This window comes from Pseudomonadota bacterium (genome assembly GCA_037200975.1).
Taxonomy (GTDB): Bacteria; Pseudomonadota; Gammaproteobacteria; order Steroidobacterales; family Steroidobacteraceae; genus CADEED01.
In genome coordinates, this window is sequence record JBBCGI010000001.1 from 2627410 (window position 1) to 2644554 (window position 17145).

Annotated in this window: 13 protein-coding genes; 9 read left to right on the forward strand and 4 right to left on the reverse strand. The window is 65.4% G+C overall.

Annotated elements, in window-relative coordinates; all coding sequences use genetic code 11:
• Nucleotides 1–259 precede the first annotated feature (259 nt).
• Nucleotides 260–829, forward strand: a complete 570-nt coding sequence (locus tag WDO72_11825; GenBank protein ID MEJ0086367.1) for a hypothetical protein — start codon at nt 260–262, stop codon at nt 827–829.
• A 136-nt stretch (nt 830–965) separates the two neighbouring features.
• Here the strand turns inward: WDO72_11825 and WDO72_11830 are convergent, their stop codons facing one another.
• Nucleotides 966–2177, reverse strand: a complete 1212-nt coding sequence (locus WDO72_11830; protein ID MEJ0086368.1) for a TCR/Tet family MFS transporter — start codon at nt 2175–2177, stop codon at nt 966–968.
• A gap of 80 nt (nt 2178–2257) precedes the next feature.
• Between WDO72_11830 and WDO72_11835 the strand changes: the two genes are divergently transcribed.
• From WDO72_11835 to WDO72_11855, 5 genes are all read left to right on the forward strand, one after another.
• A complete protein-coding gene (locus WDO72_11835; GenBank protein ID MEJ0086369.1) occupies nt 2258–2818 on the forward strand; it encodes a sigma-70 family RNA polymerase sigma factor in 561 nt (186 codons plus the stop codon).
• Entirely contained in the window at nt 2815–3507 is a 693-nt protein-coding gene (locus WDO72_11840) for an anti-sigma factor (protein ID MEJ0086370.1), read from the forward strand. The genes WDO72_11835 and WDO72_11840 overlap by 4 nt, the downstream gene beginning before the upstream one ends.
• A gap of 88 nt (nt 3508–3595) precedes the next feature.
• Nucleotides 3596–6667: a hypothetical protein gene (locus WDO72_11845; protein ID MEJ0086371.1), complete on the forward strand. Its 3072-nt coding sequence runs from the start codon at nt 3596–3598 to the stop codon at nt 6665–6667.
• A 395-nt stretch (nt 6668–7062) separates the two neighbouring features.
• Nucleotides 7063–7536: a hypothetical protein gene (locus WDO72_11850; protein MEJ0086372.1), complete on the forward strand. Its 474-nt coding sequence runs from the start codon at nt 7063–7065 to the stop codon at nt 7534–7536.
• Between the two features lie 287 nt (nt 7537–7823).
• Complete coding sequence (locus WDO72_11855) at nt 7824–8924, forward strand: AAA family ATPase (protein MEJ0086373.1); 1101 nt, start codon at nt 7824–7826, stop codon at nt 8922–8924.
• Nucleotides 8925–9003: 79 nt separating this feature from the next.
• Here the strand turns inward: WDO72_11855 and WDO72_11860 are convergent, their stop codons facing one another.
• The gene (locus WDO72_11860; protein MEJ0086374.1) at nt 9004–9414 is read right to left on the reverse strand and encodes a hypothetical protein; all 411 of its coding nucleotides are present in this window, start codon (nt 9412–9414) and stop codon (nt 9004–9006) included.
• A gap of 171 nt (nt 9415–9585) precedes the next feature.
• Between WDO72_11860 and WDO72_11865 the strand changes: the two genes are divergently transcribed.
• Both WDO72_11865 and WDO72_11870 read left to right on the forward strand, forming a co-directional pair.
• A complete protein-coding gene (locus tag WDO72_11865) occupies nt 9586–11001 on the forward strand; it encodes an alanine/glycine:cation symporter family protein (protein MEJ0086375.1) in 1416 nt (471 codons plus the stop codon).
• A 1-nt stretch (nt 11002) separates the two neighbouring features.
• Nucleotides 11003–11662, forward strand: a complete 660-nt coding sequence (locus WDO72_11870; GenBank protein MEJ0086376.1) for a DUF2238 domain-containing protein — start codon at nt 11003–11005, stop codon at nt 11660–11662.
• An 85-nt stretch (nt 11663–11747) separates the two neighbouring features.
• On the opposite strand, the gene WDO72_11875 is transcribed toward WDO72_11870, so the two are convergent.
• The gene (locus WDO72_11875; GenBank protein MEJ0086377.1) at nt 11748–15899 is read right to left on the reverse strand and encodes a DUF3857 domain-containing protein; all 4152 of its coding nucleotides are present in this window, start codon (nt 15897–15899) and stop codon (nt 11748–11750) included.
• Between the two features lie 104 nt (nt 15900–16003).
• On the opposite strand from WDO72_11875, the gene WDO72_11880 reads away from it, so the two are divergent.
• On the forward strand, nt 16004–16366 hold the full coding sequence (locus tag WDO72_11880) for a nucleotide pyrophosphohydrolase (protein ID MEJ0086378.1): 363 nt from the start codon (nt 16004–16006) through the stop codon (nt 16364–16366).
• Between the two features lie 61 nt (nt 16367–16427).
• Here the strand turns inward: WDO72_11880 and WDO72_11885 are convergent, their stop codons facing one another.
• The gene (locus tag WDO72_11885; protein MEJ0086379.1) at nt 16428–17096 is read right to left on the reverse strand and encodes a hypothetical protein; all 669 of its coding nucleotides are present in this window, start codon (nt 17094–17096) and stop codon (nt 16428–16430) included.
• Between the last annotated feature and the right edge of the window lie 49 nt (nt 17097–17145).

The window sequence follows — 17145 nt, forward strand, 5'->3', positions numbered from 1 at the left end:
CTTGCGCCCCGGGGCGCACCGCCGGCTCGTCGGCCAAACAAGAACATGCCTAGCAAAAGCCATTCGCGGGTCACGCGCACTCGGCGGCGCAGGCAGGGTGGGTGTGGGAGGCGGCTGACATGGTGTGACCGGCCGCCATCGGCTGCCCCGCGCCCGTGCGGCATCGCGATCCACTCGCTTCGGCGCAAGCGGTTGTTTGCCAAGGAGTTCCGCTGCAGAATGCACGCGGCCTACGACAACAAGAACCGGGGAGAGCGAGATGACCGAACTAGCCGCGTTGTGGCTGCCGATCCTGTTAGCCGCCGTTTTCGTCCACCTGCTGAGTGCGGTTTTCCACGTGGGGCCGTTCTGGCATCGCAACGATTTTCCCAAGGTCCCCGAAGAAGACCGGACGCGCGCCGCGCTCGGGCCGCTCGGGATTCCGCCCGGCGAGTACATGCTGCCGCGTTGTGACACACACGCCGAGATGCGTTCGCCGGAATTCCTGCAGAAAATGAACGAGGGCCCGGTGTTGATGCTCACGGTGCGCCCGAACGGCATGCCCGGGATGGGGCCGATGATGGCGCTGTGGTTCCTGCACCTGCTGCTGATCGCGTTGTTCGCGGGGTACATCGCCTCGCATGCGCTCGCGCCCGGCGCCCACTATCTAGACGTATTCCGCTACGTCGGCAGCGCCGCGTTCATGGCGCTGGTGCTAGGTCTGCCGGTGAATTCGATCTGGTATTCGCGCAAGTGGAGCACGACGTTCAAGCTGATGTTCGACGGCCTGATCTACAGCCTCGTCATGGCCGGCGTGTTCGGCTGGCTGTGGCCGAAGGTGGCGATGTAGCGGGAGTAAGTCGGTGCCGGGTGAGACTTGTGAAAAAGGGGACAGATCTATTTTTCTCGGGCGCCGTGCCGTACTCCAAGCACTCACGTGAAAAATAGATCTGTCCCCTTTTTCACAAGTCTCACCCGGCACCGACTTACGCCCCCAACCTCACCGCCCGCGCGCAGATCAGCACGCAGCAGAACACCAGCACGCCGGAGACGAGGTACGGCGCGCCGGGGAAATGTACCGGCGCATCCGCCGCGGAAAAATAGCTGAACGTCTGCGTCATGAAGAGCGGCGACAACACCGCCGCGACGCTCGTGATGCTCGCATTCGCGCCCTGCAGCTCTCCCTGCGCGCTCGGCCCGGCCTGCTTCGACATCACGCTCTGCACAGCGGGGTTCGCGATGCCGCCCAGCGACCCGATCGCCAGCGCCGCGTAAATCATCCAGCCCTGCGACGCGAACGCGTAGCCGAGAAAACCCACCGTCATCAATCCGAACCCCAGCAGGATGGCCCGCCGCTCGCCGAGCCGCGGCACCACCACGCCGGTCAATCCCCCCATGACGATCACCGTCATGATCCCCACGAACGTGAGCGACAACCCCATCTGCGCCGGTGTCCAGCCGAACTTGTACTGCGTGTAGAACATCCACACCGCCGGCAGCGAGTCGTGCGCGATCTGGTACAGGAACATCGCGAACAACAATCCCGCCACCATCGGTAGATGGGCCAGGCTCTTGAACGCCCCAAATGGATTCGCACGTTTCCAATCGAAAGGGCGGCGCAACGCGACCGGCAGCGACTCCGGCAACGCGAACAGTCCAAACGCCACGTTCGCAAACGCCAGCCCCGCCGCCACGAAAAACGGCGCGCGCGGATCGATGTGCTCCGCCACGAATCCGCCGATCACCGGCCCGAGCGTGAACCCGCAGCCCCAGGCCGCGCCGATGAAGCCGAAGTTCTTGGCACGATTGCTGTCGTCGCTGATGTCACCGATGTACGCGCCCGCCGCCGAGAACGACGCGCCGAACACGCCAGCGAACGCGCGCCCGATGAACAGCCACAACATGGAAGTCGCCATGCCGGTCAGCAGGAAATCCACGCCGAACGCGAACAACGACGCCAGCAGCAACGGCCGCCGCCCGAACCGGTCGCTCAAGTTTCCGAACACCGGCGCCATGAAGAACTGCAGCAGCGCGTACACCGCCATCAGGTAGCCGCTCCAGTCGGCGGCGGTGCTCACCGGCTCACCGGTCAATTGCATGATCACCGTCGGCAGCGACGGGATGATGATGCCGAACCCCAGGCTGTCGATGAATACCGACAGCAGGACGAAGGTGAGTGCGGCGCGTGATGAAGTCATGGGGCCGCGCATTCTCCGGCATATGTAACCCGCCGTGCTAGCCTTGCATCCGGCAAAGGAACGCCTTCGTAGATCAGCACATGCACCGGATAGACAGCCTGCCGCCGGAGATCGAGCTCGCCCAGCTCCTGCAGCGCTGTGCCGCCCGCGATCCGGCCGCCTTCCGCTCGCTGTACGACAAGACCTCGCCGATCCTGTTCGCCCGTCTGCTGCGCATGTTGCGCCGGCGCAGCGTGGCGGAAGAAGCCTTGCAGGACGTCTACGTGCGCATCTGGGAGAGGGCCGCGCAGTTCGAGGCGCACCGCGGCCGCGCACTCGCCTGGATGGTGACCATCGCGCGTTATTGCGCCATCGACCTCATGCGCCGCGAGCGCATGACACTGGTTGGCGACGACGCCTTGAACGACATTGCAGATGAATCCGTACCCGACGCGATCGAAAAGCCTAACAACTTCGATTTCTGCATCGGCCAGCTCAACGACAACACGCGTACCTGCCTCACGCTCGCCTTCGTCGAAGGCCGTTCGCACGATGAGATCGCGCGCGCCACGGCGAGCCCGCTCGGCAGCGTCAAGAGCTGGATCCGCCGTGGCCTGCTGAGCCTCAAGGAATGTCTCTCTTCCGAGGGGCAGCCCACGTGAAGACTGCCAACCGTGAACTGCTGGACCGGCTCGCGGCGGAATACGTACTGGGCACGCTGCGATTTCGCGCGCGCCGGCGTTTCGAGCGCTGGCTGCTGTCGCCGCAGGTGGAGGCTCTGGTGAAGGCGTGGGAAGAAAGACTCTCGGGTCTCGAGCCGCCGCTCACGGCGATCGCGCCGCCGGCCACCGTGTGGCAGGGCATCGAGTCACGCCTCGAACTGCGCAAGCTCGGCCGCGCGCCGGTGGCGCGTTACCTCGCCCTTGCCGCGTCGCTGCTGTTCGTCGCGCTGCTCGGCGTGTTCGCCGTACAGCGGTTCGGCGGCACCGTCATCAAGGCGCCGCAGCTCGCGGCGACTCAGAAGGCGTTCATCCAGGCGGACCCGCAGACTATCTACTGGCGCGTCGAGCTGCTCGGCGACAACCAGGAGCTCAGCATGCACGTGCACGTGGTGCACGATCTGCCGCCGGGCAAAGCGCTCGAGTTGTGGGCGTTGACTGCGAGTGGCACGCCGGTGTCCCTGGGTCTGCTGCCGGTCACCGGCGACCACCACCGGGCCCTGAACCCCGCGCAGCGGTCCGCACTGCATGGCGCCAAGCAGTTGGCCGTCACCCTGGAGCCTGCCGGGGGCTCTCCAACGGGCTTGCCGACCGGTCCCGTGCTGCACGTCGCGCCGCTCCAGGCGGTGTGAACTCGTTCGCAATCCGGCACTTACGGGTGCCCGCATTCTGAGAGCCGTGCACAGTCGCGCTGCAGCGTGAGTGCTTAAAGTAAAACCCATGAGAGAGCCGTCGGTCAGCGGCATCCGCGGCCGCCAGAGCCGTGGATGTCTTTTTGCGTTGCTGTTGCTCGCGCTGTGCGGCGCGAACACCGCGTTCGCGCAGACCATATCGCTCTACAAGCGCGACACCGGCAACATCAATTTCGTCACCACCGGCGGTTCGCTGCGCAGCGCACCGAACACGACCAACGCCTGCTCCATCAACACGACGAGCACGCAGAATCTCTCCGGCATCCCCGCCCTGCGTACGGTGCGCAACGCGTACCTGTATTGGGGCGGCTCGGGGAACTCGGCCGACACCAGCGTCACGCTGAATGGCACCACCGTCACCGCGACGCGCACTTTCGCCCGTACGTTCAACAACGGCACCGCGTTCAATTTCTTCGGCGCCTTTGCCGATGTCACCAGCCTCGTCCCCGGCAACGGCAGTTATACGTTCGGCGGGCTCACCGTCAGCACCGGCACGCCATGGTGCGGATCCGAGGCCGTGGTCGGCGGCTGGTCGCTGGTCGTGGTGTACGAAGGCGCGGCCGAGCGCCTGCGCGCCATCAACATCTACGACGGCCTCGACTATTTCTACGGCAGCCAGATGACGCAGACGCCGAGCGGCTTCCGTGTACCCGCGACGAACATCGACGGCCGCATCGCGGTCTTCACGCTCGAGGGCGATCCGCAGAATTCCACCGCCTCGGGCGGCGTCAGCGAAGCGCTGCGATTCAACGGCACGCTGCTCGACGACGGCCTCGTACCGGCCGGCAGCGACCCGGTCGTGCAGCAGTTCGACGGCACCATCAGCAGCGCCGGCAGCGTCACGAGTTACGGCATCGACGTCGACCAGTACGACGTGAGCGCGCTGCTTGCGCCCGGGCAGACCAGCGCCACCACGGTCTACTCCGCGGGCGCGGACCTCGTGCTGCTGATGGCGCAGGTGGTCAGTGCGACCTCCGATCCGGCGGTGGACCTGGGCGTCACGGCGTCGCATACGGGCACGTTCATATCCGGCGCCACCGGGCAGTACACGATCACCGTGTCGAACGGCTCCGGCCCGAACATCGAGCGCGAAGACAACATCGTCACGGTCAAGGACACCTTGCCCGCCGGGCTCACGTTCAATTCCGCGACCGGCACGGGCTGGACCTGCGCCGCCGTCGCGCAGGTGATCACCTGCACCCACGCGCCGATTCTCAACGAAGGCGCGTCGTTGCCGCCGATCACGCTGACCGTGAACGTGCTGGAAGCCGCGGCCGCGTCCGTGACGAACACCGTCACCGTGAGCTCTGCGAGCTACGACTCGAACGCCGCGAACGACACGGCCACCGACGTGACCGCGACGATCGACCCGAACGTGTCTACCTCGACCAAGACGGTGGTGGACATCAACGGTGGCGAAGCCTCTCCGGGCGACATCCTGCGTTACACCGTGACGCTCAAGGAGTCCGCTGGCGGCCAGGCGATCAACGTCTCGGTGGTCGACAGCATTCCGGACAACACGACGTTTGCCGGCTTTGTCTCGGTGCCCGTTGGCGCGACCACCGCGTTCGCACCGGCCCCGGCCGGCGCCAACAACAATGGCCAGATCACGGTGTCGGGCATTACCGTACCGGCGAGCGGCCAGGCGGCCGTGGTGTTCGACGTGACCGTCGTGGCCGGCACCGCGCCCGGCGAGACGATCGACAACACGGCCGTCGTCAACAATCCATTCGGTCCCGAGAACAGTCCGGCGGCGCCACAGCTGGTCGTGAATCCCTCGCTGATTCCAGCCGCGGGCGTGAAATTCCTGTACCTGCGCCGCACGGCCGGCGGCGTGCGTTCGCTGTCGCGCGTGCGCCCAACTACCGCCGATACCACGGAGTCCGTGGCCGCCAACGGCAACGACACCTGGGTCATCGCGCCGGCGCTGCAGAAAAACCTGGTCGTGCCGGCGGGCAACATTCCCGTGCGCCTGTGGTTGTCGCGTAATGGCGGTACCGGCGCGCGCAACATCACCGTGACGCTGGCCTCGAGCGCGGGTGGCCTCAGCGTCTCGCAGACGTTGTCGATCAATCCCAACAACAGCACCACCGCGCCGGCGCTCGCGAGCTTCACGCTCAACAATACGGTGTTGCGCACCGTACCCGCGGGCGCGACCTTGACGCTGACCGTGGCCAATGCCGGCAACAATGCTTTCAACGTCTGGCCCAACGGCAACGGCGGCGCCACGGGCGGTGTGCCCAACAACTCGCGCGTCGAGCTGAACACGACCACCGTCATCAATGTCGACAGCGTGCAGATGTTCAGCGCCGCCTGGAACGGCGGCGCGGTGCAGACGACCTTTTATCCCGGTACCAGCGTGTTCGTGCGCGCGACGGTCGGCGATCCGTTCGGCAGCTTCGACATCGCGGGGGCCGCGGTCTCGATCGTCGACCCGGCCAACGTCGCACAGGTCAACAACGTGGCGATGACGGCGCAGGGAGCGGCGGCCGGTTGCGGACTCACGACGTCGCCGACCTGCGTGCTGCAGTATCAATACACCGTGCCGGCGTCGCCGGCGCTCGGCGGCTGGACCGTGCGCGTGACGGCGAACGAGGGTGTCGAGGGCACCGTGACGGATCTCGGTGTCGGCAGCTTCATCGTGGCGATGCCGCAGCCGTCGATCACGATGGTGAAGACCTCGTCGGTGCTTTCGGATCCCACGGGCAGCGCGGTGCCGAAGCGTATTCCCTTGTCGGTGATCCAGTACGACATCAGCGTGACCAACAGCGGGCCCGGCACCGTGGACGCGAATACGCTGGTCATCACCGATGCGGTACCGGCGGGCGCCACGATGTACGTGTCGACGACGCCGGCGAACCCGGTGGTGTTCACGAATGGGGTGGGCGCGAACGCCAGCGGGCTCACGTTCGTTTATGCGGGCAACGTGTCGTATTCGTCGGTAGGCGCGAGCGGACCGTGGACGTACACACCGGTGCCCGATGTGAACGGCTACGACGCGAATGTGAAGGCCGTGCGCGTCGCGCCGGGCGGGATCATGAGCGCCGCGGGCACCGGAAACCCGACGTTTACCGTGCAATTCCGCGTGCGGGTCAACTAGGCCATTTCGCCGGGTTTGCGCACCGCACATTGCACCGGATCGAAGCGATTTCGGCCCGAGTGCACTCATCCTGGGACGTCATTCTCCAGACAGGCTGTCAAACGGCCGATTTGCGCCTTTGCCCGCCGGATTTGGGATTTTTGGAGTTGGCACGGCGATTGCTTTATCTAGATCGTCTGCGGAATGTTCTCCTCCCCCCTCGTGAGACTTTTTGCTGGACAGACGCGTACAGGAACGGAAGGGCCTGTACGCGTTTTTTTTTGCCTGCGGAAAAGGGGACATGCCTATTTATGAAAAAGGGGACCCTTCTTCATAAATAGGCATGTCCCCTTTTCCGCGCGGCGAGGTAATGCCGTCTGACCGCGCGCGGCGGGCACGCTGCCTAGAGTCGGGCGATGCGTACCCTGATCGTCAGCCTCTTGTCGCTCGTCGTGGGCGTCGCCGCGGCATCCAACTATCGCGATGTGCAGAAGGCGGTCACCGACGACACGCTGCTGCAATCCGCCGGTGTCACGCCGACGGAAGCGAAGCTGCGCGAGCAATGCTCCGCGGCGGTGGTCGAGACCGACGATCCGCCGGAGTTCTTCAACTGCGTGTACGTGCAGACGGAGAAGGACCTCAATCTGTTCGCCCTCGAAGACGGCTATCTCATCTCCGAGCTGCAGCTGACGCTCACCAACATGGACGGCGTTGCCCTGCAGCACATGGGCAAATACAACCAGGTGCAGATCTTCAGCGGCAACCGGGTCGCGGCGTTCTACATCCACGGCACGCGCTGGATCGATCCGGAGCGGACGCAGGCGGTGTACGAGTGGCTCAAGGGCCATGGCGTGCGGGAGCGCCCGCCGCGCAATTGGATCGGGCCGTAGGAGTTTCCCGAAATAATCGGCGTCGCCGCTTGACAGCCACACAAACGCGCCTACAATGCGCGCCCCTGTGAATCCTAACTACTCCAATTCGCACTTTTCGCATGCGCTGGCGGCACCGCCGGCGAAGCGTTCGTATGCGGACGATATGGAACACGGCTAGCTCTTCGCGAACGGAGGGCCTGCCAAAGGCCGCCCTCCGGAAAGTCTCTCAACGAGGCCCCGGTCGGCAGTCGCCCCCGGGGCCTCGTCATTTGGAGCGACGCCCCCGCGCCAGAGAGAACAGAGAAATGTCGATCTACAAACTGCCGGCGGAGCGCGAAAGCCGCGCCGCGGCCACTGCGAGCCTCAGCGTCACGCTGCAGGAAGACATGTACAACCTGGGCGACGCCATCGTGCGGGCGCGCGCCGCGCAGGGCTGCGAGTTCGACTTGCGGCAACTGCCGGTGCATCGTCGGCTGCGCTGGTCCGTGCGCCGGAAACTCACGGATTTCTTCGACGATCTCGCGCTCGATGCCGCGTTCGTTGCGCATCGCGCGCGCGAAGGTGTCGTGCTGCTCGCCGCGCCCGGCGTGTTCGTCCACGCGCAGGGACACAGCAAGGGCAGCTACAGCTCGTGCTGGTTCTCGCTGTGGGCCGAAAGCCGTGTGCGAGCCGAGGAGGTGATCGCGCAGCTCGAGACGATCGCCGCGGAAACCCGCATGCACGACGAGACCTTCACGCTCGACTGGCAATTCACCAACAGCGGCGGCGAACTGCGCAGCGCGTCGTTCCAGGAGCTGGCCGATCCGCTGCTGCTCGACGAAGCCTATCCATCGCTCGGAATGCCGGCGCAGCAGTTCATCGCCAGATACCTCGATGCGTCGGAGTGTGTGTTGATCCTGTTAGGCCCGCCGGGCACGGGAAAGACACGCCTGGTGCGCGCAATCCTTTCGGAAGTCTCGCGCCGCAAGGGCGAGAACGCCGAAGTCATGTACACCGCGGACAAGCGCGCGTTGCAGAGCGACGAGATCTTCGTCGAATTCATCACCGGATCGCACGACGCGTTCGTGATCGAAGACACCGATCATCTGCTCAAGGCGCGCACCAGCGGCAACGAGGAGATGCACCGGTTCCTCGCGATCGCCGATGGAGTGGCGCGTTCGCAGGGCCGCAAGATCATCTTCACGACGAACCTGCCGAACGTCACGGACATCGACGACGCGCTGGTTCGCCCGGGGCGTTGTTTCGCGGTGCAGAACCTGCGCAGCCTCGCCGCGGATGAAGCGCTGCGGCTGGCCGGGAAAATCTGTGCAAATGACGCGGTGAAGGCGACGCGAGCGGCGGAGGTACTGCGTGCGATGGATGCGCGTTGTTATTCGGTCGCGCAGGTGTATCGCGCCTGCATCTGAATTAAAGGGGACATGCCTATTTATCGAAATCGCTCATCCGAGATCAGGTGGTGCGGACCGATAAATAGGCATGTCCCCTTTAATTCAGGTGCAGGCGATAGAAGACGACGTATTCGCCTTCGCCCGGATCGACCTCGAGGCACCAGCCGTTGTCGCGTTTGCTGCGATAGAGGTTCTCCGCGATCCACCCGACCACCGGTGTGCGGCGCAATTCCGGCGTGAGCAGGCGCGCGCGCATGTCGCTGTTCCTGGGCCAGGTGAGCGGGGCGAGGCCCGGGGTCAAGTCGAGAAACTGGAAGGATTCGACGTTATCCGGCTTGCGATCGCGGCGGCGCGCCTGGTACGCGAGCTCGATATCCTGCGCGTGCGGAATCTGCATCGGTGCCCGCGTGGCGGCCGGGCGTTCGTTGCGATCGTCGCCGGCACAGGCGAGCGAGCCCGCCCCTAACAGGCAAAGCGCGAACCCGAAGAAGCGATCCCGGAGGACCATCTCGAACGACCTCGTGCGGATGTCGATGGCGCAGGTTAGAAGCCGTCGCGGCGCGCTCGCAATAGGTGGAAACGTAAATCGGGAGAAAGCGTCGAGGCGCGCATCCCTTTCGCCAAACAAGTCGCGATTCTTGCGGTTTGACAGGTTCCAATGAACCATAATCCGCCACTTATGAATCTCGACGAAACCATAAACGCATGGTTGGCGCCGGTCGCCGACTGGTTCGGAAAAGTGGTCTTCTTCTCGATCCCCGTGCACGGCGCGCCGCTGCCGTTGATTCTCGTCTGGCTGATCATGGGCGGCATCGTCTGCACGCTGGCATTCCGCTTCGTGAATCTGCGCGGCTTCAAACACTCGTTGCAGGTCATTCGCGGCGACTACTCGGATAAATCGCATCCGGGCGAGGCGACGCCATTCCAGGCCTTGAGCACGGCAGTGTCTGGAACGGTCGGACTCGGCGCCATCGGCGGCGTGGCAGTCGCGGTCACGCTGGGTGGCCCGGGCGCCGCATTCTGGATGGTGGTCGCGGGATTCCTCGGCATGAGCACCAAGTTCGCCGAGGTCACGCTCTCGGTGAAATACCGCAAGGTGCGGCCCGACGGCACGGTATCGGGCGGCGCGATGTACTACGTCCCCGTGGCGCTCGAACGCCGCGGCATGCCGCGGCTGGGCAAATTTCTCGCGGGCTTTTTCTGCGTGGCGGCGGTGGGCGGTTCGCTCACCATCTTCCAGGTCAACCAGGCGTACGCGCAGTTTCACGCGGTCACGGGTTTCGACCACGGCTTCGTGTTCGGCCTGGTCATCGCGGTGTGGATCGGCATCGTCCTGTTCGGCGGCGTGCAGCGCATCGTCAAATGGACCGACAAACTATCGCCGTTCATGTGCCTGCTCTATGTGGTCGCGGCGCTGGTGGTGTTAGGCGCGAACTACTCGCGTGTTCCCGACGCGCTGGTGAGCATCGTGCGCGGCGCGTTCGATGCGGACGCGGTGACGGGCGGTATCGTCGGCGCGTTGATCCAGGGATTTCGCCGCGCGTTCTTCGCTAACGAGGCGGGGCTCGGCTCCGCGCCGATGGCGCACGCGACGGTGCGCACCAACGAGCCCATGTCGCAGGGCTTCGCCGCGTTGATGGAGCCGTTCCTCGACACGGTCATCATCTGCCTGCTGACGGCGCTGGTGGTCGTCGTGACCGGCGTGAACGAAACCAGCTCGAGTGAAGGCATCGCGTTGACGTCGGATGCCTTCGCCACCGTGGTCCCGTGGTTTCCGATCGTGCTGGCGGTGGTCGCGATCCTGTTTGCGCTGTCCACGGTGTTGTCGTGGGGCTACTACGGCGAACAGGCCTGGACGTGGCTGTTCTCCGAACGCTACTCCAGCCGTGTGGCATACCGGCTGTTCCTGTGCTCGGTGCTGTCGGTCGCGGGTACGCTCAAGCTCAGCCAGATCGTCAACATCGTCGATTCGCTGAATTTCAGCATGGCGATCCCGAACCTGATCGCGGTCTATCTATTGATACCGGAGCTGCGCGCGGACCTGGCCAGCTACTGGCAGCGCGTCGTGCTCAAGCGCTCCGTGGGGAAAACCTAGAATGTCGCGCAAGAGTTATCTGTGGTTGTTAGGTGGCGTCTACCTGGTCTGGTGGATCCTGATGGCGATCAAGCCGCTGGATTTCAGCGACTGGCTGCTAGAGAACTTTCTGGTGGTGCTCGGCATAGGGCTGCTGGTGTGGTCGTACAAATCGTTTCCGCTGTCGCGCGTGTCGTACACCTGCATCTTCGTCTTCATGATGCTGCACGCGCTCGGCGCGCACTACACGTATGCAAAGGTGCCGTACCAGGAATGGTTTCCGGTCCTTGCGGGCGGGCGCAACCACTTCGACCGGCTGGTGCATTTCGCCTATGGACTGCTGCTGGCATACCCGATCCGCGAGATGTTCCTGCGCATCGGCAACGTGCGCGGCTTCTGGGGTTATTTCCTGCCGCTCGATCTCACGATGTCGACGTCGATGTTGTACGAGCTGATCGAATGGGCCGCGGCGGAGTACTTCGGTGGCGAGCTCGGCATGGCCTATCTCGGCACGCAGGGCGATGTGTGGGACGCACACAAGGACATGGCGCTGGCGTCGCTCGGCGCGTTGATCGCGATGGTCGTCACCGCGCTGGTGAACCGGCGCCTGCAGCGCGACTTCGCGCAGGAATGGGCCGAGAGCATCCGCGTGAAGCGCAGGAAACCGCTGGGCGAACCGTGAGTGGTGCCGGGGTGCAATTGTCGTAATTAGCTCGGCCGCGCATTGCGCGGCCGAGCTAATTACGACAATTGCACCCCGGCACCACTCACCGCAGGGCCGCTAGGCGCGCTTGCGTCAGCGCATACACGCTGCTCGCCTGGATCACGCCCTTCGTCGGCTTCTGAACGTGCGCGTAGTAGCTGCGCGCGGAACCCGCATCGCCATACGCCTCGGCTACCAGGCCGAAGCCATACCAGGCCGAATCATCGGGCTTGTCGATGCCGAGCTGTTCCATCCCTTTCAGCAGCAGATCGCGTGCCTCGCGGGGTTTGCCGCTCGCAGCATACACGCACGCCAGCGTATGCGCGATCGCGAAGCTGCGTCCCTGTGACTCGTCGTACGCCATGCGCGCGGCCTCGACCGCCTGCTCCGGCACGGGCTGCGCCAGTAAGGCCGACCACGCGTATTGATTGTAGTCAGCCGCGCTCGCGCGCCCGCTATCCAGCAGTGGCTGCATGATCGCGGGAATCTCACCGAACGCGCCGCGCGCCTCGGCTCGATGCACCAGCATCTCGCGCGCGATGGAATCGTCCGGCAGGCGCGCCAGCCGTTCGCGCGATGCAACTTCGACCGCATCCCACTGCCGCAACTGGATGCCGGCCCATTGCTGATACCGGAACGCGAGCGCCGATGCCGGCACGGCCTTCACCAGCCGCGTCGCGACCTCCTGCAGCTGCGGCCACTGGCCGAGCTCGAGGTACACCTTCGCCAATGCGAGATCGAGGCTGAGCTTGTCGGTCGATTCGACCGCGCCCGCCCGCGCCACCAGCAGCAACGGCAACGCGCGTTCACCCATCGCGCAGTCGGCTAACAACATCGCCGCCGCGGCGCGGGCCGCCGCAATGTCCGCCTCCGCGCCCACCGTCCAGGCACGGGCGAACGCCGGCCCCTCCAGCGGATCCTCGGAATTCGCCGCGCGCAGTTCCATACGCGCCCAATCCAGCCAGCGGCGCGCGCCGCCGAAATCATTCGCGTCGATGCGCTCCAGCGCCATCACCCCGAGCGGCCCGGCCATCGGCGCCACCGTAAGAATGCGATAAGCCCCGCCCTCTTGAACCACGTAGAAACCCTGCGACTCGCCGGCAGCGCGCAACTGCACGCGATAACCCAGCGCGTCATCGCCATCCACGTTCACGCGCACGTTGCCGAACAGCAGGTCCGCGCCCACTTCGAACGGCAGCTCCTGCCGTGTCAGCGCGTTGATGAGGCTGCGTTGCGCACGCCGGAAATCCTCCGCGTTGGCCGCCTGCGCACGTTTGCTCAGTAGTTTGCGGAACCCGGCCTCGCTTCCGTCCGCCGTCAACAGCTCGACGAACGAACGCAACACCACGCCGCGCGGATCGACCGGCTGAATCGACGCACCATCGAACCGCTGCGTCTTGCGCAGCATCGCGATGCGCTGCGTGTTGGCGGCCGTGGTCGTCTGGCCGCGCGTGCTCGCTTCGATGAGGTCCGCGGCGCTCGAATATTCGCGCAGGCGCATGAGGATGCTTCCGGCGCTGGCCAGTGCATTGCGCCGGTCCGTCTCGCCGCTGACCAGCGCACGCGCGAGCTCGATGGCCGCCGGTCCGCCCTGTTCCGCGGCCACCGACGTGATCAACAACGCGCGCTGCGCCGCGTTTGCAGGCTGCTTGCGCAACGCCTCGCGCAGCTCCTCGTAGCGCTTCGCGTACAGCAATGCATAAAAAAGGTTGTTGGCGAACTCGTCCGACTTCGCGTCGTCCTCGCTCAGCATCTTGCGGCGCGCCTGGTATTCCGCGATCGCTTCGTTCATGTTCGCCGAGGGCGAATAACGCACGCCGCCCGCATCGTGTTCGAGCAGCACCGCGAGGTCGGCGGCGATGTCGGCGTTCAAAGGCTCCAGCACGCGTGCCTTGCGATACGCAGCGATCGCGCCCGCGCGGTCGTAACCCGCACCGAAACGGCGGCCGACCACGTCGTGTTGCAGCGCCCAGCCCAGCTGTTTCCACGCCAGCGCGGACTTCGGCTCGAGTTTCGTGGCGGCCAAGGCTTCACGCTGCGCACGCGCACCCAGGCCCGCGTCCAGCAAGGCCGACGCGCTGCGCAGGTGATGCACCGCCTTGCGCGGATACTTCGCCACCAGCGCGTCGTTCGCCTGCAACGCGCCCTTGAAATCTCCGTCGGCGCGTAAGGCCACGCCCACCTGGTCGAATGCGATCAGCAGCGTTTCCGCCGCGGTCAGCTCGCGCAAGGCCTTGAGCAGCGCCGCGGTTTCACCGAGCGTGTAGCGGCTCTTGATGGTGTCGAAGCGCCAGGACGCGTGCACCGCGCCGTCGGCCGTCACGTTGAACTCCGATATCAGCTCCGCGGGCCCCAGCTTCACGATGTTGTTAGACGGCAGGCGCCGCGCCTGGAACCCCGCGGGCGGCTGGATGCGATAACGCCATTCGGTGACGAACGGCTCGAACACCACATCCGCGGTGCGCGTGCGGTCTTCCTCGTCGTCCTTCGCCAAACGCGAGTCGAAGTACTCCGGCAGCCGCGCGGCGATGTTCGCCACATTGATGCCCACCGCCGCGGTTTCCAGATCGGTGAAGCCGATCGGCGCATCCTTCATCTCGATGCTCATGGAATACGGTTTCGAAAAGTCCGTGCTCGCCGTGTGTTCGTAGTTGAGCAGCGCCTTGGCGCGATACGCGTCGTGCGCGTAGGTCTTCAGATCGTCGAGCCGCGCCTTCGTGTCCGGGCCCGCGTACCAGCCGCGATATTCGCCTTCGATCGTGCCGTGCGTTTCCGTGGTCTCGATCACGCGCGATGGGCCGTATTCCGCGAGGAAAAAATCCCGCGTTTCGATCTGGCGGTTGTCGAGCGACCGCATCGCCGGCGTGCGGATCAGCCCCGTCGTGCCCTCGCGGATGACCAGCGCCAGACGGTCCGCGTCGGGCGGCGGCAACGTGCCGACGCGTGAATATTCGGCCGTGGCGTCTATCCACAGATCCTCCACGCCCGGCACGTAGACGATGGCGTGATCGAACATGCCCATGCCCGGCAGATCGGGCGAAATGTCCTGATCGTCGCCCGCGGCCAGCAGCGCCAGGTACGCCTCGATGCCCGACGCGCGCAGTGCCGCCACCAACAAGGTGGATTTGTCCTTGCAATCGCCGAAGCGGCGCCGCAGCGTTTCGGACGGGTATTCCGGGATCAGCCGCGCCGCGCCGAACTCCACCCCCGTGTAGCGCACTTCGCGATGCAGCCGCTCCACCACCTTGCCGATGTATTCGCGCGTCGGCGAGTGCGGCAGCGAATCCGCGAAGCCCGAGCCGATGGTGGCGCCGGCGCTGCCGTTCGCGGCGCCCAGGCGCGGCGGCACCCGCAGGCCCGCGAGCAACGGCTTGGCGTCCTCGCTGCGGATGCGGCCTTCCGTCATCTGCCGGTAGTTAGCTGCCACGGCCTGCCACGACGCGCCGGACGAGAACTCCACGCTCGGCCACGAAGGCGTGTCGGAGGGCAGGTTCGAAGCCACCTCGCTCATCTCGTCGAGCGCACCCTGCTCGAGCACCCAGCGCACGCGGCCGGCGGCGCGCGTCTCCTTCACCTGCGCATTGGGCAGGAGGCGGGTCATGCGCTTGAGCGGCAGCGACTCCGGGGCATCGATGATCACGCGCGTGTGCATCACCGGCACGGGCCGGCCGACGAATTCGCGATACGCCGAGCCCGCCGCGAAGAACGGCTGCTCGTCGCGTACGGTGATTTCCTCTTCGACCACCGAACCGATCTCGACCGCCGGCAACGGCCCTTCGAGCACGTGATCGTCGTCGTACACCTGGTTGACGGCCGGATCGCGCGTGCCCGCGTCCTGCAACAGCTTCTGGTCGAGCTGGTGCTCGCCGCCGTCGCGCGTGATGACGCGGGCGCGGATCGTCGGGCGCGCCTGGTGCCAGGGCTGCCAATGCGCGCTGCTCGCCGCCCAGCGCTCGACGCCGTCCGGCGAATCGACGCGATAGATCATGCGGTTGGTGCGCGTGAGGCGATGCTGCTCGTCGAGGATGAAAATGCGCTCGTCGAGCATCACGACGATGTCGACGGCGCGTTCGCGTTTGATGCTGGCGGCGCTCTGCTGCAACTCGCGCGCGGGCGTGGTGAACGAAGGAGCGTCCCAGATCTCCGCGGCGTGCGCGGCGGTGCACAGGAGCAGGGCGGCGAGGCCTGGAACCAGGCGGCGAAGCGGCGTGGGCATGAGGTGGAGCGTCCTCCGATTTGGCAGAAGAATAGCCCGGCGCGCGGCCGCCAGATCGCGATCAGGTCACGGCTTTTTGTAGGCCGGTGCTATTGTCCGCGCCCATGACCGCACCGAATTCGCACGGTTTGTCGCAGCTCCGGGATGCCCTGCGGGAATTTGCCGCCGAGCGGGACTGGGACAAGTTCCACAGCCCCAAAAATCTGGCTGCGGCGTTATCCGTCGAAGCCGCCGAGTTGCTCGAGCGGTTCCAGTGGCTGACCGAGGATGAGAGCCGTTCGCTGCCGCCCGCCGAGCTCGCGCGCGTGCGCGACGAAATGGCGGACGTGCTGAATTACCTGGTGCGGCTGGCGGACAAGCTCGACGTGAATCTGCTGGAAGCCGCGCGCGAGAAGATGAAACTCAACGCGCAGAAGTATCCGGTGGACAAGGCGCGCGGCAGCGCGAAGAAGTACTCCGAGTTCTGAGGGGGACTGTCCCCACAGGGGACTGTCCCCTCTTCGAAGCCGCCGAGCCAAAAGGCTCCCTTCACTCCTTCTTGTTAGCCCACGCAGGCGCGTGCTCACTCAGAATCCGCCTCCGCGCAAGTTCCACCGGCGCCGCGCCATGCAGCGCCGGCGACCAGCCCGCTTCTGCATTCACAGCGACATCGAACGTGGCGTTCCACACCGCGACGAATTCCGTTGGCTCGTCACCGGCCTTTTCAGTCCACCAATTGCCGATCGCCGTCGGCCCCATGCCCTTCCTACCGTCGAGGACTTCCATCGGGCAAAACCGCGCGCTCAAGTCGAAATAATCGTTGTCGGCGTAGATGCGCGACTCGAAACCCACACCCCAGCTCGATTGGTAGTCGGTATCGCCGCTGATCCGGTAGAGATTGTCGTAGACGTGCACGCGCCCATAACGCAGGCAGGGCATGCTCTGGCGGAGATTCTCGAACAGATTGTGATGCAGCGCGACGCGCAGTCTGCCGCGGTCCGCGGCCGCTTCAGCGGAATGGCCGAACAGCAGCGCCTTGTCGTGGGAAACAAACTGATTCCACGACACGGTGACGCAGTCCGACTCATGGATGATGTCGAGCAGGCCGTCGTGCACCTGGTAGCCGGGTCCGAAGGACACCGGCTGCGAGTCGTCGAGAAGGTGCACATCCGCGAAGCGGTTGTAGGTTCGTCGAATGACGTATCGATAACGAGCCATGGGGTGAATCTCAGCGCCACGGGCCGGCGGCGGGGACGGCAGCGGCGGC